16 protein-coding genes and 1 tRNA gene are annotated in these 20,312 nt (G+C 60.2%); 7 read left to right on the top strand and 10 right to left on the bottom strand.

All coding sequences use genetic code 11. The annotated features are described in order from the left end of the window. The first annotated feature begins 93 nt into the window (after positions 1-93). The 6 genes from queE to nadA all read left to right on the top strand — a co-directional run bounded on the left by queE (position 94) and on the right by nadA (position 4,122). Entirely contained in the window at positions 94-741 is a 648-nt protein-coding gene (gene queE, locus NDJ82_RS23210; protein ID WP_099585498.1) for a 7-carboxy-7-deazaguanine synthase QueE, read from the top strand. Between the two features lies 1 nt (position 742). Continuing rightward, positions 743-1,420, top strand: coding sequence for a 7-cyano-7-deazaguanine synthase QueC (queC, locus tag NDJ82_RS23205; protein ID WP_250926374.1), 678 nt, complete (start codon positions 743-745; stop codon positions 1,418-1,420). A gap of 63 nt (positions 1,421-1,483) precedes the next feature. Then, positions 1,484-1,559 (top strand) — tRNA-Lys (locus tag NDJ82_RS23200). Between the two features lie 190 nt (positions 1,560-1,749). Continuing rightward, the gene (locus tag NDJ82_RS23195; RefSeq protein ID WP_191947340.1) at positions 1,750-2,328 is read left to right on the top strand and encodes an NAD(P)H-dependent oxidoreductase; all 579 of its coding nucleotides are present in this window, start codon (positions 1,750-1,752) and stop codon (positions 2,326-2,328) included. A 99-nt stretch (positions 2,329-2,427) separates the two neighbouring features. Continuing rightward, on the top strand, positions 2,428-2,811 hold the full coding sequence (locus NDJ82_RS23190; RefSeq protein ID WP_191947341.1) for a MerR family transcriptional regulator: 384 nt from the start codon (positions 2,428-2,430) through the stop codon (positions 2,809-2,811). A 252-nt stretch (positions 2,812-3,063) separates the two neighbouring features. Then, positions 3,064-4,122: a quinolinate synthase NadA gene (nadA, locus tag NDJ82_RS23185; protein ID WP_099585486.1), complete on the top strand. Its 1,059-nt coding sequence runs from the start codon at positions 3,064-3,066 to the stop codon at positions 4,120-4,122. Positions 4,123-4,196: 74 nt separating this feature from the next. Here the strand turns inward: nadA and NDJ82_RS23180 are convergent, their stop codons facing one another. The 6 genes from NDJ82_RS23180 to gcvH form a co-directional block, all read right to left on the bottom strand. Next, entirely contained in the window at positions 4,197-4,685 is a 489-nt protein-coding gene (locus NDJ82_RS23180; RefSeq protein WP_191947342.1) for an RDD family protein, read from the bottom strand. Between the two features lie 94 nt (positions 4,686-4,779). Beyond that, positions 4,780-4,992, bottom strand: a complete 213-nt coding sequence (locus NDJ82_RS23175; RefSeq protein ID WP_014339904.1) for a cold-shock protein — start codon at positions 4,990-4,992, stop codon at positions 4,780-4,782. Between the two features lie 393 nt (positions 4,993-5,385). Continuing rightward, positions 5,386-6,510 (bottom strand): glycine cleavage system aminomethyltransferase GcvT, encoded by a 1,125-nt coding sequence (gene gcvT, locus NDJ82_RS23170; protein ID WP_099585484.1) that lies wholly within the window; start codon positions 6,508-6,510, stop codon positions 5,386-5,388. Positions 6,511-6,548: 38 nt separating this feature from the next. Continuing rightward, the gene (locus NDJ82_RS23165) at positions 6,549-7,925 is read right to left on the bottom strand and encodes an L-serine ammonia-lyase (protein WP_250926373.1); all 1,377 of its coding nucleotides are present in this window, start codon (positions 7,923-7,925) and stop codon (positions 6,549-6,551) included. A gap of 89 nt (positions 7,926-8,014) precedes the next feature. Then, the gene (gcvP, locus tag NDJ82_RS23160; RefSeq protein ID WP_250926372.1) at positions 8,015-10,852 is read right to left on the bottom strand and encodes an aminomethyl-transferring glycine dehydrogenase; all 2,838 of its coding nucleotides are present in this window, start codon (positions 10,850-10,852) and stop codon (positions 8,015-8,017) included. Positions 10,853-10,862: 10 nt separating this feature from the next. Continuing rightward, the gene (gene gcvH / locus NDJ82_RS23155; protein WP_122748826.1) at positions 10,863-11,246 is read right to left on the bottom strand and encodes a glycine cleavage system protein GcvH; all 384 of its coding nucleotides are present in this window, start codon (positions 11,244-11,246) and stop codon (positions 10,863-10,865) included. A 358-nt stretch (positions 11,247-11,604) separates the two neighbouring features. On the opposite strand from gcvH, the gene NDJ82_RS23150 reads away from it, so the two are divergent. Next, positions 11,605-16,266 (top strand): dermonecrotic toxin domain-containing protein, encoded by a 4,662-nt coding sequence (locus tag NDJ82_RS23150; RefSeq protein ID WP_250926371.1) that lies wholly within the window; start codon positions 11,605-11,607, stop codon positions 16,264-16,266. Positions 16,267-16,275: 9 nt separating this feature from the next. Here NDJ82_RS23150 and gcsR read toward each other — a convergent pair whose 3' ends face one another. The 4 genes from gcsR to NDJ82_RS23130 all read right to left on the bottom strand — a co-directional run bounded on the left by gcsR (position 16,276) and on the right by NDJ82_RS23130 (position 20,310). Beyond that, entirely contained in the window at positions 16,276-17,784 is a 1,509-nt protein-coding gene (gene gcsR / locus NDJ82_RS23145; protein ID WP_099585479.1) for a transcriptional regulator GcsR, read from the bottom strand. A 106-nt stretch (positions 17,785-17,890) separates the two neighbouring features. Further along, complete coding sequence (locus tag NDJ82_RS23140; RefSeq protein ID WP_112196591.1) at positions 17,891-18,253, bottom strand: DUF5064 family protein; 363 nt, start codon at positions 18,251-18,253, stop codon at positions 17,891-17,893. An 18-nt stretch (positions 18,254-18,271) separates the two neighbouring features. Beyond that, positions 18,272-19,201, bottom strand: a complete 930-nt coding sequence (gene arcC, locus NDJ82_RS23135) for a carbamate kinase (protein WP_099585477.1) — start codon at positions 19,199-19,201, stop codon at positions 18,272-18,274. Between the two features lie 98 nt (positions 19,202-19,299). Next, on the bottom strand, positions 19,300-20,310 hold the full coding sequence (locus NDJ82_RS23130; RefSeq protein WP_071484378.1) for an ornithine carbamoyltransferase: 1,011 nt from the start codon (positions 20,308-20,310) through the stop codon (positions 19,300-19,302). Positions 20,311-20,312: the final 2 nt, after the last annotated feature.

Raw genomic sequence — 20,312 nt, 5'->3', positions numbered from 1 at the left:
ACACCCGCTTCCTGGGGCCTACGCGTTGGCGGGGTTTCTTGAAGTGCCTGACGGAGGCGGACAGCCTGTTTAGCTGTTACGCCCGTGGCGACTATGCAAGACACATTACGCATCACCGAAGTTTTTTACTCGTTGCAGGGTGAAACGCGCACCGCCGGCCTGCCCACCGTATTTGTGCGCCTGACCGGCTGCCCGTTGCGTTGCCAATACTGTGACAGCGCCTACGCCTTCAGTGGCGGCACCGTGCGCACTCTTGACGACATTCTTGAGCAAGTTGCCAGCTACCGGCCGCGCTACGTCTGTGTGACCGGCGGCGAGCCCCTGGCCCAGCCCAACGCCATTCCTTTGCTCAAGCAGTTGTGTGACGCCGGTTACGAGGTGTCCCTGGAAACCAGTGGCGCCCTGGATATTTCCGCGGTAGATCCGCGTGTGAGCCGAGTGGTCGACCTCAAAACCCCTGGTTCCAAGGAAGCGCACCGCAACCTTTACGAGAACATCGAACTGCTGACGCCCAACGATCAGGTCAAGTTCGTTATCTGTTCCCGTGAGGATTATGACTGGGCCAACTCCAAGCTGATCCAGTACGGCCTCGACCGCCGTGCCGGTGAAGTGCTGTTCTCCCCCAGCCACCATGACCTGAACGCACGCGATCTGGCCGACTGGGTGGTTGCCGATAACTTGCCCGTACGCCTGCAATTGCAGCTGCATAAATACCTGTGGAACGACGAGCCAGGGCGCTGAGATGACGGATCAAAAGCGTGCAGTCATTCTGCTGTCCGGTGGTCTCGACTCCGCCACGTTGGTGGCCATGGTCCGAGCACAAGGCTACAGCTGCTATTCCATGAGTTTCGACTACGGGCAGCGTCACCGCGCTGAGTTGAACGCGGCTGCGCGTGTCGCCCACGACCTCGGTGTGGTTGAGCACAAGGTGGTTGGCCTGAATCTGGGGGGCATGGGCGGTTCGGCCTTGACTGACAGCACCATCGGCCTGCCAGAGGCGCCCTCGGAAGGCATCCCCGTCACTTACGTACCGGCACGCAACACAGTGTTTCTGTCCCTGGCCCTCGGCTGGGCCGAAGTGCTGAACGCCCGCGACATCTTTATCGGTGTCAATGCGCTGGATTACTCCGGTTACCCGGACTGCCGCCCGGAGTACGTCGAATCGTTCGAGCGCATGGCCAACCTTGCGACCAAGGCCGGTGTGGAAGGGCAGGGGTTTCGTATCCAGGCGCCGCTGCAAAACATGACCAAGGCCGATATCGTGAAGGCTGGCGTAGGACTTGGCGTCGATTACGCGCTGACTGTTTCCTGCTATCAGGCAGACGAAGGCGGTCGTGCTTGTGGGAAATGCGACGCCTGCCGACTGCGTGCAGAGGGCTTCAAAATGGCCGGAATTACGGACCCAACGCGTTATTTCTGATTTATTTCAAATAAGGTGTTGAATAATCCTTAGAAATCAGTATTATACGCGCCACCACACAGCGGGTCGTTAGCTCAGTTGGTAGAGCAGTTGGCTTTTAACCAATTGGTCGTAGGTTCGAATCCCACACGACCCACCATTTTTGGCGGTTTAGAAAATCCGGAAGGCCCACGCAAGTGAGGATTTCCGGGTTTTTTTTTGCCTGCGTTTTGGGGCTTACCTGCCGGTGCGCAATGCATCCGGCTATAACCGCATTTGAAAAACGCCCCTGTTGACTCTCCCGTTACGGGCACACCCTATTCTGAGCGCTCTACTTTAAGGATGAGGTGATGATGAGTAAGCGCGTTCTGGTGATTCTGGGGCATCCTTCAAACGACAGTTTCTGTGGCGCCCTGGCTGATGCTTATATGAGGGCGGCCACGCAGGCCGGGCATGAGGTGCGTCTGTTGCGGCTGAATGCACTGAGCTTCGATCCCGTGCTGCACGAAGGCTACCAGCAGGTTCAGCCGTTGGAGCCCGATCTGCTCAAGGCCCAGGCCGATATCACATGGGCTGAACACTTGGCATTTGTGTATCCCATCTGGTGGGGCGGCATTCCGGCGCTGATGAAAGGTTTTTTTGATCGGACTTTTCTTTCTGGTTTCGCCTTTAAGTATCGCGAAGGCAAAGCCTTTCCCGACAAGCTATTGAAGGGGCGAACCGCTCATCTGCTCGTCACGATGGATACTCCACCTTGGTACTACAAATGGGTCTATTGCATGCCGGGCCTGCACCAGGTGCGCAAGACCACCTTGGCGTTCTGTGGCATCAAACCGTTGAAGACCCTTACGTTCGGACCGCTGCTTGGTTCCGCTCCCGCTCAGCGTGAGGCCTGGCTCAAGCAAGCCCAGGCAATCGCTGGTCGCTGACCCTCTTTTGAAGCCTTCGTTTCCCGACCCCTTATACATGTGTGAAGATGCGGCGCGCGAAAGTGCGCGCACCTGTTGTGCCTTAAAAAGGACTTTTACATGTATATCGGCAAAGCCGCGCAGTTGTCGGGCACGACGGTCAAGACCATCCGCCACTATGAAGGCATTGGTTTGCTGCCGCCGCCCATGCGCGATGGTAAGTATCGGGTCTATACCCAGCAAAGTGTCGAGCTGCTGACGTTCATCAAATGCGCTCAGCAGTTGGGCTTCAAACTCAAGGAAATGCAGGCGATCATTCAGGCGCACAGCGGGCAGGCGCTGCCTTGGGATGTGGTCAGCCAGGCGATTGCTGCTAAAAAACTGGAACTGCAAGCCCGGATAGAAGGGTTGCAAAACATCTATAACGGCCTTGAGCAGTTTGAAAGCAGCCTCAAGGACGCCGAGTACCTATGCCTGTTTGAACGCCCTTCCAAAACGGCCTGAACGAACAGGCCGCGGGACCTGATGACGCGGTGCGAGCGTTGGCACGCCGGCAGTTACCGTTTTTGCTGCGACAATCGCACGCGCCAACGCCAGATTAGGCTTTTGAAACCATTGGATATTCTGTAGCCTTGCGCAGCTTCACCTTTACCCGTGCTTGATGAACACAATCACTTCGTCCGGCGGCGCCCGAAGGGCTCCAGAGCCGGTGGTACACTCGACTTTCGCGCAACTGCGCCTGCAGGTCTTGCGAACATGACGCAGATATCTGAACGCCTACTGGTTCAAGCCCACCTCGACGCCAAGCAGCCCAAGGCCCTCAGCGCCGATGAAGAGGCGAGCCTGCGTGCCGCCATCGCCGCCGAGCTGAAAGCTCAGGACGCGGTGCTGGTTGCCCACTTCTATTGCGATCCGGTGATCCAGGCCCTGGCCGAAGAAACCGGTGGCTGTGTCTCCGACTCCCTGGAAATGGCCCGCTTCGGCGCCGCCCACCCGGCCAAGACCGTACTGGTTGCCGGTGTGCGTTTCATGGGCGAGACCGCCAAGATCCTCACCCCCGAAAAACGCATCCTCATGCCCACCCTGGAAGCCACCTGCTCCCTGGACCTGGGTTGCCCGGTGGATGAGTTTTCGGCCTTCTGCGACCAGCATCCCGAACGCACCGTGGTGGTGTACGCCAACACGTCGGCGGCGGTCAAAGCCCGGGCCGATTGGGTGGTGACGTCCAGCTGCGCGCTGGAAATCGTCGAAAGCCTGATGGACAACGGCGAGACCATCATCTGGGGCCCGGACAAGCATCTGGGCACTTACATCCAGCGCCAGACCGGTGCCGACATGCTGCTGTGGGACGGTGCGTGCATCGTCCACGAAGAGTTCAAGTCCAAGCAACTGGAAGACATGAAGGCGCTGTACCCGGATGCTGCGATCCTGGTGCACCCGGAATCGCCGACAGCGGTGATCGAACTGGCGGATGCCGTGGGCTCTACCAGCCAACTGATCGCTGCAGCGCAACGCTTGCCCAACAAGACCTTTATCGTCGCCACCGACCGCGGCATCTTCTACAAGATGCAGCAGTTGTGCCCGGACAAGGTCTTCGTCGAAGCGCCTACGGCCGGTAACGGCGCCGCGTGCCGCAGTTGCGCGCACTGCCCGTGGATGGCGATGAACACGCTGGAACGCACGTTGCAGTGCCTGCGAGAGGGGAGCAACGAGATCTTCGTCGAGCCTTCGGTGATTCCTCATGCCGTGCGACCACTCAAGCGCATGCTGGACTTTACCCACGCCGCGCGCCTGAAGCTGGCCGGCAACGCCTGAGCCAGCTGTGAATACAGTCCAAATGTGGGAGCGGCAAGCCCCCTGCCACATTTGGATCTTCAGTGTTCCTGGGATTACTTTTTCTGCTTCGGAACCCGCACCAGTTGCGTGTTTGAGTAGATGTCATGCCAGCCGCGTTTCTGCTTGTCGAACAACGCCCAGATAAACCCCAGCCCCACGCACAACCACGACGCAATCGACACCACAAAGCGCAACAGCGCCTGCCACAAGCTGATGCGCGAGCCGTCGGCGTTCTGTACGCGCACGCCCCATACCTGCATGCCCAGGGTCTGCCCGGAATGGGTCCAGAACTTGGCGAAGAAGCCGAACAGCACAAAAAACAGAATCGTCGACAGCAGCGGGTCCCCATCCAGGGCGCCGGACTCGGTGAGGGTACGCATCCTGGCTTCGCCCAGAAACGCCATCCACACCAGCTTGTAGATAAACGCCGTGACGATCAGCAGGGCGGTGCACAACAGGAAGTCATAGAACATCGCTGCCAGGCGACGGCCCAGGCCAACGGCGGGGAATTCGCCTTGGGGGCTCAGCAAGGGTTTGGACATGGCAGGACTCTCTGAGGAAAAAACGCATTTTACGGAATCGCGCCCATAAAAAAGCCCCTGATGTCATGTCAGGGGCTTTTTGTCGCAGGAAGGATCAACCTTCTGCTTGAACTTCGTCAGCCTGCATGCCTTTTTGGCCCTGCACTGCAACGAACGTTACTTTCTGGCCTTCTTTGAGGCTCTTGAAACCGTTGCCCTGAATAGCGCGGAAATGCACGAACAGATCCGGACCGCTTTCTGGAGTGATAAAACCAAACCCTTTTTCGTCGTTAAACCACTTGACGGTACCGCTCTGACGATCAGCCATTTTCTTATTTCCTTGACGCTAAAAATTAATGACAGCCCCTTTCACATGAAAGAGTACTGGGCTGGGTTGCAGGAAAGTAAGAGACGTCGAACGGGTTGTAGCACAACTACTTCAGCTACTGCCCAGGTCCAGGTTCCAAGCGACCCATGCAAACACAGTGGGCAAACTCTACGCCAACTAATAGAGAAAAAACAACCCCTGCCAAAAGCCCAGGTTTTGCTGGGCCTGATGACACTTCGCTGAGTAATGTGGATTCGGCTTATTCGATAGAAAGTGTCACTCGTTATAGGTTGATTCCTATAAAAATGACTATCGTCGCTGCACTGTTTTATGGCGGTTGCGTTACAGATTAGTGCACGTTAACGCAACCGCGTTACTTATAGGAACAGTCAATCAACCACGGTAGTAACGCTGTGGAACGAATGGCATTTTACTTACACGAAGTGGCACCTTTTTCCCACGCACCAACGCAGAGACTTCGGTATCCAGTGCGATAAACGCGCTGTCTAGGTAACCCATGGCCAACGGGCCGCCGAGGCTTGGGCCAAAGCCGCCGCTGCAGACGCTACCGATCACCGTGCCCTGCGCGTCGACAATCTCGGCGCCTTCGCGTACCGGGGTGCGTTCCTGGGGTAGCAGGCCGACGCGCTTGCGGCTCACACCGGTCTGCTGCTGGGTGAAGATCTGGTCGGCACCCGGGAAGCCGCCGGCACGTGGGCCATCGGCGCGACGGGCCTTGGAGATCGCCCACAGCAGGCTGGCTTCAATCGGCGTGGTCTCGGTGTTCATGTCATGGCCGTACAGGCACAGACCAGCTTCCAGGCGCAGGGAGTCGCGGGCGCCCAGGCCGATGGCCTGTACTTCGCTTTCGGCCAGCAGGCTGCGCGCCAGGCTTTCGGCATTGGCGGCAGGCACGGAGATTTCAAAGCCGTCTTCACCGGTATAACCGGAGCGGCTGACGTAGCAGTCCACGCCCAGCAGGCGCAGGGAGGCGAACTGCATAAAGGTCATCCCGGTCACTTCCGGCGCCAGGCGCGCCAGCACCTTCACTGCCGCCGGGCCTTGCAGGGCGAGCAGGGCGCGTTCTTCGAACAGTGGCTCGATGGTGCACTGATCGCCAATGTATTTGCGCAGGTGCGCCAGGTCCTGGTCCTTGCAGGCGGCGTTGACCACCAGGAACAGTTCGTCGTTGCCCAGGTTGGCGACCATCAAGTCGTCGAGGATGCCGCCTTGCTCGTTGGTGAACATCGCGTAGCGCTGCATGCCCACCGGCAGGTCAATGATGTCGACCGGCACCAGGGTTTCCAGGGCCTTGGCAGCATTGGCGCCGGTGAGGCGGATCTGGCCCATGTGGGACACGTCAAATAACCCGGCCTGTTCACGGGTGTGCAGGTGTTCCTTCATCACACCCAACGGGTACTGTACCGGCATGTCATAGCCGGCGAAGGGCACCATACGCGCCCCCAATTCGATGTGCAGGGCGTGCAATGGGGTTTTCAACAGGGTTTCGGTGGACATATTCAGCTCCTGAAAAACGTGCTGCCGCGCCTTGGGCGTCAGCACTCGATAATGTTGACCGCCAAACCGCCACGGGCGGTTTCCTTGTATTTGCTTTTCATATCGGCGCCGGTCTGGCGCATGGTGCGGATGACCTTGTCCAGCGAGACGAAATGCTGACCGTCGCCGCGCAAGGCCATGCGCACGGCGTTGATGGCCTTGACTGAGCCCATGGCATTGCGCTCGATGCAGGGCACTTGCACCAATCCGCCAATCGGGTCGCAGGTCAGGCCGAGGTTGTGTTCCATGCCGATTTCGGCAGCGTTTTCCACTTGGGACACGCTGCCGCCCAGCACTTCGCACAAAGCACCTGCGGCCATGGAGCAGGCTACGCCGACTTCGCCCTGGCAACCGACTTCAGCCCCGGAGATCGACGCATTTTCCTTGTACAAAATACCGATGGCGGCGGCGGTGAGCAGGAAACGCACCACGCCGTCTTCGTTCGCGCCCGGGATAAAGCGCATGTAGTAATGCAGCACCGCCGGAATGATCCCGGCCGCACCGTTGGTGGGCGCCGTCACCACGCGCCCGCCATTGGCGTTTTCCTCGTTGACCGCCAGCGCGTACAGGTTGACCCAATCGAGCACCGACAACGGATCGCGCAGCGCCGATTCCGGGTGCTTGCACAGTTGGCGATGCAACGCGGCAGCGCGGCGTTTTACCTTCAAGCCGCCGGGCAGGATCCCTTCATTGCGGCATCCGGCGTCGACGCAGTCCTGCATCACCTGCCAGATCTTCAGCAAGCCGGCGCGGGTTTCGGCTTCCGGGCGCCAGGCACTTTCATTGGTCAGCATCACCTGGCTGATGGACAGGCCGTAGGTGGCGCAATGACCGAGCAAGTCCTTGGCGTGCTTGAAAGGGAAGGTCAGCGGCGTGGCATCTTCGACAATCCGGTCGGCGCCGGCGGCGTCTTCATCCACCACAAAACCGCCGCCCACCGAGTAGTACTCGCGGCTGCGGATCTGGATGTTGGCGGCGTCGAAGGCACGGAAAATCATGCCGTTGGGGTGGTAGGCGAGGGGTTTGCGAATCATCGCCAGGTGTTCTTTCTCGTTGAACGCAATGCTGTGTTCGCCGAGCAGGTTCAGGCGGCCATCCTTGCGCATCTGCGCCAGGCGGGCGGCCACGGTTTCAGTGTTTACGGTGTCCGGGTGTTCGCCTTCGAGGCCCAGCAGCACGGCTTTGTCGCTGCCGTGGCCTTTGCCGGTGGCGCCGAGGGATCCATAAAGCTCCACCTTGATGCTGCAGGTGGTGATCAGCAGGTTGTCGCGCTTGAGGCCTTCGACGAAGCGGGCAGCGGCGCGCATCGGGCCGACGGTGTGGGAACTGGAGGGGCCGATGCCAATCTTGAACAGGTCGAACACGCTTAAAGACATGAGTTGTTCTCCGGTTTCTTATTATTGAGGTGGTCAAATGTGGGAGGGGGCAAGCCCCCTCCCACATTTTGACTGAGTGCGTCCTCAGATTATGCGTAGCTCTCGATTGACGGGCACGCACACACCAGGTTGCGATCCCCAAACACGTTGTCGACCCGGCCAACCGGCGGCCAGTACTTGCCTTCGATCAGCGAGGCAACCGGGTACACCGCTTGCTCACGGCTGTAGGGGTGGCTCCATTCGCCCACCAGTTCCGCCGCCGTGTGCGGTGCGTTCTTCAGCGGGTTATCGTCCTTGTCCAGCGTGCCGTTTTCCACTGCGCGGATTTCTTCGCGGATGGCGATCATGGCGTCGCAGAAGCGGTCCAGTTCTTCCTTGGATTCACTTTCGGTCGGCTCGATCATCAAGGTGCCGGCCACCGGGAACGACATGGTCGGTGCGTGGAAGCCGAAGTCGATCAGCCGCTTGGCCACGTCATCCACACTGATGCCGCTGCTGTCTTTGAGTGGGCGCAGGTCGAGGATGCATTCGTGCGCCACCAGGCCGTTGCTGCCGGTGTAGAGCACGGGGTAGTGCTCTTCCAGGCGACGGGAGATGTAGTTGGCATTCAGGATCGCCAACTGCGAAGCGCGCTTGAGGCCCGCGCCGCCCATCATGCTGATGTACATCCAGGTGATCGGCAGAATGCTCGCACTGCCGAACGGTGCCGCGCAGACCGCGCCTTCCTTGCGTGCCATGGCCGCGTGGCCCGGCAGGAATGGCGTGAGGTGGGATTTGACACCAATCGGGCCAACGCCCGGGCCGCCACCGCCGTGGGGGATGCAGAATGTCTTGTGCAGGTTCAGGTGGGACACGTCGCCACCGAACTTGCCCGGTGCGCACAGGCCAACCATGGCGTTCATGTTGGCGCCGTCGATGTAGACCTGGCCGCCGTTGTCGTGGATGACGCCGCAGATTTCGCGGATGCCTTCTTCGAACACGCCGTGGGTGGACGGGTAGGTGATCATCAGCGCGGCGAGGTGCTCGCGGTGCTCGATGGCTTTGGCGCGCAGGTCTTCGATGTCCACGTTGCCACGGGCGTCGCAGGCGGTGACGACGACGCGCATGCCGGCCATGTTGGCGGTCGCCGGGTTGGTGCCGTGGGCCGACGAGGGGATCAGGCAGATGTCGCGGCGTTCTTCGCCACGGCTCTGGTGATAGGCACGGATGGCCAGCAGGCCAGCGTATTCACCTTGGGAGCCGGCGTTCGGCTGTAGCGAGATCGCGTCATAACCGGTGGCTGCGCAGAGCATGGCTTCCAGGTCGGAGGTCAGTTGCAGGTAGCCGGCGCTTTGTGCGGCTGGGGCGAACGGGTGCAGGGCACCGAATTCGGCCCAGGTCACCGGGATCATTTCGCTGGCGGCGTTGAGCTTCATGGTGCACGAGCCCAACGGGATCATGGTGCGGTCCAGGGCCAGGTCTTTATCCGCCAGCTTGCGCAGGTAGCGCATCAGCTCGGTTTCCGAGTGGTAGCGGTTGAACACCGGGTGGCTGAGGATCGGCGACTGGCGCAGCAGCGCGGCTGGCAGGGTGCTCTCAGTGGCGGCGAAGGCGGGCAGGGCCTTGCCGTCGGCAAAGATCGACCACAGGGTTTCGATATCGGCTTGGGTGGTGGTTTCATCCACCGACAGGCCGACACGCTCGGCATCCACCACACGCAGGTTGATGCGCTGGGCGCGGGCCTTGTCGTGCAGCGCGGCGGTGTTGGCGCCGGTGTTGAGTGTGAGGGTGTCGAAGAAGTGTTTCTGCTCGACCTTCAAGCCCAGGGCGGTCAGGCCCTTGGCCAGGATCGCGGTCAACTGGTGAATGCGCTGGGCAATCTGAGTCAGGCCTTTGGGCCCGTGGTACACGGCATACATGCTGGCGATGTTGGCCAGTAGCACTTGGGCGGTGCAGATGTTGCTGGTGGCTTTCTCACGGCGGATATGTTGCTCGCGGGTCTGCATGGCCAGGCGCAGGGCCGGCTTGCCGAAACGGTCAACGGACACACCGACCAAACGGCCCGGCATATCGCGCTTGAACGCATCCTTGGTGGAGAAGTACGCCGCGTGCGGGCCACCAAAACCCAGCGGCACGCCGAAGCGTTGCGCGCTGCCGATGGCCACGTCGGCGCCGAATTCACCCGGCGGTGTCAGCAGGGTCAGGGCCAACAGGTCGGCAGCCACGGCCACCAGGGCGTTGGCGGTGTGGAAGCGCTCGGTCAGCGCGCGGTAGTCGAATACGTCACCGTTGCTCGCCGGGTATTGCAGCAGGGCGCCGAAGAACGGGCTCACGTCGGTCAGTTCACGCTCGTCGCCGACTACCACCTCGATACCCAGCGGCTCGGCGCGGGTGCGCAGCACGTCGAGGGTCTGCGGATGGCTGTGCACCGAGGCGAAGAAGGCGTTGCTGCCTTTGTTCTTGCTCAGGCGCTTGCAGAAGGTCATGGCTTCGGCGGCGGCGGTGGCTTCGTCGAGCAAGGATGCGTTGGCAATCGGCAGGCCGGTGAGGTCGCTGATCAGGGTCTGGAAGTTCAGCAGCGCTTCCAGGCGGCCTTGGGAAATCTCTGGCTGGTAAGGCGTGTAGGCGGTGTACCAGGCCGGGTTTTCCAGGAGGTTGCGCAGGATCGGCGATGGCGTGTGGCAGTTGTAGTAGCCCTGGCCGATGTAGGTCTTGAACAGTTGGTTCTGGCTGGCAATGGCCTTGATCTTGGCCAGGGCCTCGGCTTCGCTCAGGCCGTCTTCCAGGCCGAGCACGCTGGTGCCCTTGATGCTTTCCGGGATCACGCTGGCGCTCAAGGCTTCCAGGGAGTCAAAGCCCAGGCTGGCGAGCATTTGCTGCTCATCTTCCTGGCGCGGGCCGATGTGGCGGGCGATGAATTCGTTGGCGGTGCTCAAATTAACAGTCATGGCGCGCTCCTCAGGCTTCAGCGTTGGCTTTGATCAGACGGTCGTACGCATCCTGATCCAACAGCTTAGCCACTGCACTGGCATCGGCTGGTTTAAAGCGGAAGAACCAGCCTTCGCCCATCGGGTCTTCGTTGACCAGCTCCGGGCTGCCGTCGAGTTTGTCGTTCACTTCCAGCACTTCACCGTCCAATGGCATGTACACGCCGCTGGCGGCTTTTACCGATTCCACGGTGGACGCTTCAGCGCCCTTGGCGTAGGCCTGCAACTCCGGCAGTTGCACGAAAACCACATCACCCAGCGCGTTCTGCGCAAAAGCGGTGATACCCACGGTGACGCTGCCGTCAGCTTCGGCGCGCAGCCATTCGTGATCTTCAGTGAAACGCAACTCGCTCATGGAAACTCCTCGGGGCCAGATTCGTCTGGTGGACGGGATTGAAATAATGGGAAGTTGCTTAGCAAGATCGCGGCCAATCCAAATAAGTTGTTATAAATCAAAAGGTTAACCAATAGGGTTATAAGCCTATGCGTTTTGGCTGTAGCGATTTCGCTACAGTCGGACCGGGTAAAAAAAGCCTATGTGGATCAAAGCGTTGCATGGCGTGCAAAAACTAGGGTTGTAGCGAAATCGTTACGCTGTAGCGCTTTCAGTACGGGTCGGCGTCGCTTTTGGCGCTGCCAAGGAGATCTATCTACCGTAATGCCCGCCTGCCCGCGTTTTAACGTGCACTCATCTCGTTATCAGGATGCGATCCATGCGTGCTTCAACTGCAAATCCCGCGGAGGCCACCCAGGCCCGGAAGTCCCGCGATTACTTATCCAAACTGTTTGCCCACCGCCTGAGCCTGACTCAGGTGGCCCAATCAATGATCCAGGCGTGGATAGGCGAGTGGTTTACCGAATCCCGTCTGCAGGCGAGCAACAGCTGGATCGGTGTGATACAGCCAGGCGGTCGCTACACGCAGCTCATCACCTTGAGCGATGCGCTGATCAAACGCTGCATGAGCGGCGAAGCGTTGAACTACACGCCAGGCCATCATCAGTTGTTGATCCGCTTGGGAGAGGAGGTGTTCCAACCGGTGACCCAAGCCATCAGCGTGGACGACATCGAATTTATGCTCAACACCCTGGCCCCCGGCGTGCTCGTGGGGTTTGGCCAGCGGTTGGTGGACTATTGGAATGCCCGCGTGCCTCACGATCCGGCCCGCAGCCGTTGGAACGCGGTTGGCAGCCAGTTGCGAGCATGCCTGCTCACGGCGCGGCAAAATCCACCGCTGCTGCCCGAGCACGCGCAGTCGTTGCTGGGGCTGGGTGTCGAGGAGACCGTGCTATGGGGATATCGGGCGGATCGAGAGGTGGTGGGCAGCCCCGATGCGCTGCATATCTATCAGGTGTATGCCGTGCAGGCAGAGCGCGCGGGCGAGTGGTTGCCACTGCTGGTCCTGCAGCGTCGGGTTCAGGGGCAACAGGTCAGCCTGGTTTACGTCCCGGCGATGAACCTGCTGAAGCTCGATACCCTGGACGCGTTGGGTAACCTGTTGCCTCGCTATATGAACCACTACCGGCCTGGCGTGCCCATCAACTGGGTGCTTCGTGAGCCCGACGGCAATGTGTTCGATGCCTTGGCCCAGACCTTGCTCGAGCGTCAGCTTCGCAACGTGTATCGTCTCGACTGGTCGGCACTTCCCTACATCAGCAGCTATGAACAGCTGTTCATCAAACTCACGTCGCCGTTGGCCTGGTTCGATCCTGATTACCTTCAGCAACCTCATGAAGAACAGTTGCCTGTCTGGCTGCAACTGGCCAACCGTGCTGATCGCCTGGTTTATGGCCAGTGGCTCGAACGCCTGGAGCAGCTGCAGCGAGCCACCGGTGGAGCGTCGTTCCTGGAGGGCCTCGACCCTATCGATGTGTATGCACGCAAAGCGCTGCAACGGCAAATGCGCCTGGACTACCCCACTCAAGCGCCCATTAACCCGGACGATTACCTCCTGACCTTCGAGCGCACCCAGGGCGCCACCGTCGGCTGGACGCAACGCACCTCCAGGACCTTGACCCAATGGTCGTTGGAAAACCCCTTCGCCACGGCCTATGCCCGTGTGCAGATCAGCAATCAGGCCATGCCGGGCCAGGTGCCCGGCCGGATCACCCCGGCATACCTCAAGCACCTGATCGAAAGCGTGGATGTGGGTAAGCACTACCCCGCGCTGCTTGAGCACGCGTTGATCGCCGACCCGGCGGAGTCCGCACGGCGGCGGCGATTGTTCGTTGATCAGATGGCGATCCAGTTGCCGATGCTCGCCTTTGAACACAGCCTGCGCCAGCGCTACGGTTTTACCCGCGCTGGCGCCTTGGTGGTGCAAGCGATGTTGCAGGGCGATCCGCAAAAGCACGTGATCGACGGTGAAGTGATAGTGGCCCGGCCGCTGGCGTTCCTGGTGCACGCCGGGGGGCGTGCCCATCAAACGGACAACCTGTATGTCATCGGCCCGCGTGACAACGGCCAGTTGCCGCACATTCTTTATCGCCCGGATCACACCGAAGCGGTTTTACAACAGTTTGCCAGTCGCCAGGCGTTGCTCGACGAGATCGCGCGAGTGGGCAGCGACCTGCAATGTCTGGTGCTGCAGCGTTTGCCGGATGACAGCCGGGCCATGTTTGGCAATGGCGGCTTTCTGAGCCCCCATGTTCAGCGGTTTCTTCAGGGCGATGAATACGACGCGCTGCCCGGCTCTAGCCCGGCGCTGCTCAGCGATGCATTGGTGCAGGGCGATTTTCTGACGACCGTCTTCAATGAAAACGCCAAAAGCCTGTGGCAGCTTGCCATGAAGCAATCTGCTTCCAGCGAGGCATTGCGCTGGACCGTGTTCAAGAATGATCTCTGGCAGTTGTTCAATGCGCTGTTGCCCATGATCAGAGGGCCTGTGGCGGTAGCGGGCTGGCTGTTCCAAACCTTCAGGACCTTTCGCACGGTGCTGGCGTTACCGGCACAGGCCAGTCGGGAAGAGACTGCCAATGCCCTTGCCGAGCTGATGGGCAGTGTGGCCGGCCTGCTGATGAGCCCCGTGGTCACGCTGGATCAGCGTTTACGCCTGGACGCGATCAAAACCGTGACGACAGGTGCGGCCCAAGGCTCGGAGGTGATTCCGGTCAGCCACACGCTTGAACCCGTGTGGAAATTCGCCTGGCAGCGTTCACACGCAGATATCACGGCCATGGATTATGCCTGGGCCAACTCTCGGCTCAAGCTTGACACGGCGCAGCGAGCACAGCTCGAAACCTTCCAATGGTCGCCAGAACCGGGGGAAACGTGGCCTGCAAACCCCAGCGTGATCTCGACAGACAGTCCTGTGCGCGGTCGGGTGAGGGTCCAAGGCCGTCATCAGGATTACACGCTGATAGACAGCAAGCTATATGGCGTCAAGCCCGATGGCGATCGCTGGCGGATCGCTGACTTGAGAAACAACCAACGCTTGGGCCCATGGCTCAGGCAAGACTCAAAAGGTATCTGGAAGATTGACCTGGGCCTGCGATTGCTCGGCGGGCAGCCAAAAAAGACCACGGCCGCCGAGCGGCGTCTGCACCTTCAGAATGAAAACCGCAGACTGGAGGGTGACTACGACCGCGCGTCAGCCAGGCTCGCTGAGGTCCTGTCTCGGGTGGCGCAGGCCCAGAAGCGTTACAAAGAGGCTCACGCTGCGGGCGCCACTACGTTCACTGATCACCAACGGCGCGACATCAGCACCGAGTATTTGATCGAGTTGGAAAACGAATACCGGCTGCAGTGCGACAGGATAAATGCGTTGAATGCACTGAACACCCACAAACCTGTGAGTGCTTTCGAGCGGGAGAAGATGAAGCAGCTGGAGGCCATGATCGAGAACTTGCGCGACCAGATGACGGTGGTGATCAACGTGCGGGCAGACGCAATTCTTCCCGATGAGCGTTTGATTGAGTTGGACGCGCAAATGGATGGCGCCGACGAGGTTATTGCCCAAGCGGCACATCGCACCTTTGCTCAATCCTCCCGGACGATCGCAGGGTACAACGTTCAACTGATCGAGCTGAGTACGCTGGAGCAGAATGCCCGTGAGCGATTGATGGGCGTGCCTGGGTTTGAGCCGTATGCACATTTAAAGGCCCCCTCGGATATGGGCACGCCTCTGGACTGGCAGTCCATGCAATTAAAGGCTTTATATGGGGCAGTGCTGCGCCGTTTGCCGTCCTCTGAAGAGTCTGCGCCCTTCGAGCAGGTTCACGGGTTGCTAGGTGAGGCGATCCAATCGATTCAGTCGCAAAAAACCTTGCAAGAGCCCGGTTTGCTGAGCATGCAGCAACGAATCAATGGGTATGAAGCGATTGCCAGGGAGTATCGCCGGTCTCAGGCAGGGGTGCGGGAGTACGGTGATATGGCCGCTGACGTGGTTGACGAGCGTGTTATCGAACAACTGAGCCGTTTGCTCGAAGAGTTGGGGCAGCAAGCGGCGCAGTCTTTGTCGGGGCTGCTTCGCGAACAGGAGGAACATTGCGCGCCTCAACCAGTGTCGGTGCTCAGTGCCGACAAACGTTTGTTTCGCGACCGGAAAAATCGCTATCAGCTCGGTAAGGTAAGGGCCCGCACGCCCGAATCGGATGATGAGATCGTGGATATCCTCAATCCCATCGATAAGCGCGTACAGACCAGCTTTCGGCGTAGCCCCAGCTCCAATGATTTTGAACCGGTTATCGAGGCGGCGGCGCCCGTACCACGCCCGACACGCTCACTGGAAAACCTCAAGGGCGACGCCCGTCGGTTGTTGGACAGGGAACCCATCGTGTTGCAGCAGGCGCGTGCCGAGGCTCTTGGCTCCAGTCTGCCGGACAGTGTCGAGACGCGGTTGATACGTCAATCCACGACTATCCAGGCGGTTGCCGAGAAAATTCGCAAGGCGTTGCCCTCAACCCCCGATACCGCGTCCCAGGCGCTGCTCGATGAGTTGGAGCAGGCTGCGCGCCGTTATCTGGAGGCGGGACGTCGGATGCGTATCGACATGATCAAACGTCTGCCGCCCGATGAGGACGGGATTGCCTGGCTCCAGGCCCAGGATCAGGTGCAGATACTGCGCATTGAGGGCCGTATCGCACTCAAGCGTGTCGATGATTTTTTGCAGGAGTATGTGGTCAAGGACAAGCAAGGCAAGGTTCTGGCGTATGCGCATTTTCATTACTCGACGCCCACCGCACCTGACACCGCCTACAACGCCGGCCATTTGAAACGGCCGGAGCAGCGCTTCATGAGTTTCCGCAGCCTCGCGGACAAAACCGACCGGGATGTTATCGAGATCTACTATTCGCGCATCAGTGCACCTAAGGCCGCGCAGTTGTTCTTCAACACAACGGGCTCGGTCAAGCACCGCGGGCGGCGCTCGTTCTGGTGATGAGTGGGTTCAGGGTTTGCCGGGAATGCCGTACTTGCGCAAGCGGTGGGCGATGGCGGTGTGGGAGGTCTGCAAGCGGCTGGCCAGTTGTCGTGTGGAGGGATAGCTGGTGTAGAGCTTCTCCAGCAGGCTGCGTTCGAAGTCTTCGACGGCCTGTTCGAGGCTGTCGATTTCACCGTCGCTTTGGCGGGCCACCGAGGTCCCGGCGATGTCCAGGTCGCCGATGTCCACCAGGCTGCTTTCGCAAATGGCGGCGGCGCGGAAGATGACGTTCTGCAACTGGCGCACATTGCCCGGCCAACGGTTGCCCAACAGCGCCGGATAGGTACCGGGCGCCAGGCGGCACACCGGGCGCTGGATCTGTGCGCAGGCCTGCTGCATGAAGTAGCGGGCCAGCAACAGGATGTCCTGGCCGCGTTCGCGCAGGGGCGGCACCTCGACGTTGAGCACATTGAGGCGATAGAACAGGTCTTCACGAAAGGTGCCTTCGCTGACCATTTTTTCCAGGTTGCGGTGGGTGGCGCTGAGGATGCGCACATTGACCTTCACCTCGCGGTCGCCGCCCACCCGGCGGAAACTGCCGTCGTTGAGAAAACGCAGCAGCTTGGCTTGTAAATACGGCGACATTTCGCCGATTTCATCGAGGAACACCGTGCCCTGGTTGGCCAACTCCATCAGCCCCGGCTTGCCGCCGCGCTGGGCGCCGGTAAAGGCGCCGGGGGCGTAGCCGAACAACTCGCTTTCGGCGAGGTTCTCCGGCAGCGCGGCGCAGTTCAACGCCAGGAACGGCGCACTGTGGCGCGTACTGATGGCATGGCAGGCCCGCGCCACCAACTCCTTGCCGGTGCCGGTTTCGCCCTGGATCAACAGCGGTGCATCCAGCGCGGCCACCCGTTGCGCGCGGGCCTTGAGGGTACGGATCGCCGGCGACTCGCCCAGCAGTGCGTCAAAGCCTTCGGCATGGTCATGGTGCAGCGCCGAGAGTTGTTCACCGATGCGGTTTGGCTGGTAAAGGGTGAGCAGGGCGCCGGCATCGGTGATCGGTGTAGCGTCCAGCAGGAGGGTCTGGCCGTTGACGCTGATCTCGCGCAGGGGCAGGCGAAAGCCGTTTTCCAACAAGGTATCGAGCAGCGCCGGGTCGTTGAACAGCTCTGCGATGCTTTCCCCGGCCGGTTCACGCCCGTACAGGGCAATCAGCGCCGGGTTGGCCAGCAGGATCGTGCCCGCGCTGTCCAGGGCCAGCACCGGGTCGGTCATGGCCGCCAGCAGGGCGTCGAGTTGCAGGTGGCGGCGTTGGCCGGGGAGGATGTCCACCACCTTCACCGCCCGCACGCCGTGTACGCTGAACAGTGCATCGCGCAGCTCTTCGAGCACCTCGGCGCTGAGGGTCGGGGCGTCGATGTAGACGTTGGGCGGTACCATTTCCACCGCATCCAGGTTGAGATTGCGCCCACCGAGCAAGGCCAGGACTTCCTGGGTAATGCCGACGCGGTCGATGAAGCTGACGTGGATACGCATGCAGTGGTTGACGATTCTGAGGTGCGAGAGGCCGCAAGTATGCCTGACAGGCGATGCAGATCAAAAAATGTGGGAGGGGCAAGCCCCCTCCCACATTTTCTCCGCGTTACTCCAGGTGTTCGGGTTTGACCGGATCACCGGATTTCATATCCAGTTGATGCCGCACATCTTCGAACATCATGTCGTAATGCTTGTGTTGCGAGCCGACGCTGCTGTGGGTCTTGGGAATGCCGTATTTCTCGACGATCTTGGTCACATTGCTGGCGAAGTTGTAAGCCTGGTCCTTGGGGAGGAAAAAGGTTTCCTTCACGTCCTTGCCCTGGATGTTGCCGTGCAGGGTGAATTGCATGCCTTTGCCTTCCGCCTCATGTGTGACGACTTCGTAGTCCAGGCAAAGGTCGTAGCTGACATCGTTATTGTTGAGCGCGTGACGTTCGATATGCAGGTGACCGGGTTTAAAGGTGGCCATAGGCGTATCTCCTCTACTTCACAGATAGGTGATGCCAGGTGTTGCCGTGCTGATGCGCGTGCCGGCGCTGCCCTGGACGATGGCTTCGATGTCCGAGAGTGAACCGATCACTGCGGTTTTGCCAGTCTGGCGGGCGAACTCACAGGCGGCCTGGACCTTGGGGCCCATGGAGCCGGCGGCGAAGCCGAGTTTTTCCATTTCGTCCGGGTGTGCCTGGCCGATGGCTTTCTGGGTCGGCTTGCCGAAGTCGATAAAAGCGGCGTTGACATCGGTGGCAATCACCAGCAAATCGGCGTCCAGTTGCGAGGCCAATAGCGACGAGCACAGGTCTTTGTCGATGACAGCTTCGACGCCGCGCAGTTTGCCGTCTTCGCCGTACAGGGTCGGAATCCCGCCACCGCCGGCGCAAATCACGATGCTGCTTTTTTCCAGCAGCCACTTGATCGGGCGAATCTCAAAGATGCGTTTGGGGCGTGGGCTGGCTACCACCCGGCGGTATTTATCGCCATCGGGGGCAATCGCCCAGCCTTTTTCGGCCGCCAGTTTTTCCGCTTCGGCCTTGGAGTAGACCGGGCCGATCGGCTTGGTCGGGTTCTGGAATGCCGGGTCCTTGGCGTCCACTTCCACCTGGGTCAGCAGCGTGGCGAAGGGCACCTCAAAGTCCAGCAGGTTGCCCAGTTCTTGTTCGATGATATAGCCGATCATGCCTTCTGTTTCGGCGCCCAGCACGTCCAGTGGATACGGTGAAACCTGGGTGTAGGCGGCGGCTTGCAGCGACAGCAGGCCGACTTGCGGGCCATTGCCGTGGGCGATCACCAGCTCGTTGCCGGGGTGGATCTTGGCAATCTGTTCGGTGGCGATGCGGATGTTGGCGCGTTGATTATCCGCCGTCATGGGTTCACCACGGCGCAGGAGGGCGTTGCCGCCCAGGGCTACGACGATGCGCATAATACGATCCTTCTAGAATTCAGCTTTGTGGACACAAGGCAAAATGTGGGAGGGGGCTTGCCCCCTACCACATTTTTATTGTGTTCCGACAGTGAGAGTTAGATATCCGCCAGCGCCGACACCAGGATCGCCTTGATGGTATGCATGCGGTTTTCCGCTTGCTCAAAGGCGATGTTGGCCGGCGACTCGAAGACTTCCTCGGTCACTTCCACGCCGTTTGCCAGGTTCGGATACCGCGCGGCGATGTCCTTGCCGACCTTGGTTTCGCTGTTGTGGAACGCCGGCAGGCAGTGCATGAACTTCACCCGAGGGTTGCCCGAGGCTTTCATCATCTTGGCGTTGACCTGGTACGGCAGCAGTTGCTCGATGCGCTCGTCCCATGCCTCCACCGGCTCGCCCATGGACACCCAGATGTCGGTGTGGATGAAGTCCACGCCCTTCACGGCTTCTTTCGGGTCTTCGGTGATGGTGATGCGTGCGCCGCTTTCCTCGGCAAATGCCTGGCATTGCTTGATGAAATCTTCATGGGGCCACAGGGCTTTCGGTGCGCCGATGCGCACGTCCATGCCGAGCTTGGCGCCGATCATCAGCAGCGAGTTACCCATGTTGTAACGGGCGTCGCCCAGGTAGGCGTAGCTGATGTCATGCAGCGGCTTGTCGCTGTGTTCGCGCATGGTCAGGGTGTCGGCGATCATCTGCGTCGGGTGGAATTCGGCGGTCAGGCCGTTGAATACCGGCACCCCGGCGAACTTGGCCAGTTCTTCGACGATTTCCTGCTCGAAGCCACGGTATTCAATGGCATCGAACATCCGACCGAGCACGCGGGCGGTGTCTTTCATGCTTTCCTTGTGGCCGATCTGCGACGACACCGGGTCGATATAGGTGACGTGAGCGCCTTGGTCGTGGGCCGCGACTTCGAACGCGCAGCGGGTGCGGGTCGAGGTTTTTTCGAAGATCAGCGCGATGTTCTTGCCCTTCAGGTGCGGACGCTCGGTGCCGGTGTATTTGGCGCGTTTGAGGTCGCGGGACAGGTCCAGCAGGTAGTGCAGCTCGCGCGTGGTGTGGTGCATCAGCGACAGCAGGCTGCGGTTGCGCATATTGAAAGCCATGA

Source organism: Pseudomonas sp. SR18 (assembly GCF_023701505.1).
Lineage (GTDB): Bacteria > Pseudomonadota > Gammaproteobacteria > Pseudomonadales > Pseudomonadaceae > Aquipseudomonas > Aquipseudomonas cyclaminis.
This window is presented reverse-complemented; position numbering and strand designations above follow the sequence as displayed.

Bases quoted from the DNA above. Each gene is read 5' to 3' on its own strand.
- gcvT (WP_099585484.1), bottom strand. From the start codon at position 6,510: ATGTCCACCGAAACCCTGTTGAAAACCCCATTGCACGCCCTGCACATC.
- queC (WP_250926374.1), top strand. From the start codon at position 743: ATGACGGATCAAAAGCGTGCAGTCATTCTGCTGTCCGGTGGTCTCGAC.
- NDJ82_RS23195 (WP_191947340.1), top strand. From the start codon at position 1,750: ATGATGAGTAAGCGCGTTCTGGTGATTCTGGGGCATCCTTCAAACGAC.
- NDJ82_RS23165 (WP_250926373.1), bottom strand. From the start codon at position 7,925: ATGTCTTTAAGCGTGTTCGACCTGTTCAAGATTGGCATCGGCCCCTCC.
- NDJ82_RS23130 (WP_071484378.1), bottom strand. From the start codon at position 20,310: ATGGCTTTCAATATGCGCAACCGCAGCCTGCTGTCGCTGATGCACCAC.
- gcsR (WP_099585479.1), bottom strand. From the start codon at position 17,784: ATGCGTATCCACGTCAGCTTCATCGACCGCGTCGGCATTACCCAGGAA.
- NDJ82_RS23190 (WP_191947341.1), top strand. From the start codon at position 2,428: ATGTATATCGGCAAAGCCGCGCAGTTGTCGGGCACGACGGTCAAGACC.
- NDJ82_RS23175 (WP_014339904.1), bottom strand. From the start codon at position 4,992: ATGGCTGATCGTCAGAGCGGTACCGTCAAGTGGTTTAACGACGAAAAA.
- nadA (WP_099585486.1), top strand. From the start codon at position 3,064: ATGACGCAGATATCTGAACGCCTACTGGTTCAAGCCCACCTCGACGCC.
- NDJ82_RS23180 (WP_191947342.1), bottom strand. From the start codon at position 4,685: ATGTCCAAACCCTTGCTGAGCCCCCAAGGCGAATTCCCCGCCGTTGGC.
- gcvP (WP_250926372.1), bottom strand. From the start codon at position 10,852: ATGACTGTTAATTTGAGCACCGCCAACGAATTCATCGCCCGCCACATC.
- queE (WP_099585498.1), top strand. From the start codon at position 94: ATGCAAGACACATTACGCATCACCGAAGTTTTTTACTCGTTGCAGGGT.
- NDJ82_RS23140 (WP_112196591.1), bottom strand. From the start codon at position 18,253: ATGGCCACCTTTAAACCCGGTCACCTGCATATCGAACGTCACGCGCTC.
- NDJ82_RS23150 (WP_250926371.1), top strand. From the start codon at position 11,605: ATGCGTGCTTCAACTGCAAATCCCGCGGAGGCCACCCAGGCCCGGAAG.
- gcvH (WP_122748826.1), bottom strand. From the start codon at position 11,246: ATGAGCGAGTTGCGTTTCACTGAAGATCACGAATGGCTGCGCGCCGAA.
- arcC (WP_099585477.1), bottom strand. From the start codon at position 19,201: ATGCGCATCGTCGTAGCCCTGGGCGGCAACGCCCTCCTGCGCCGTGGT.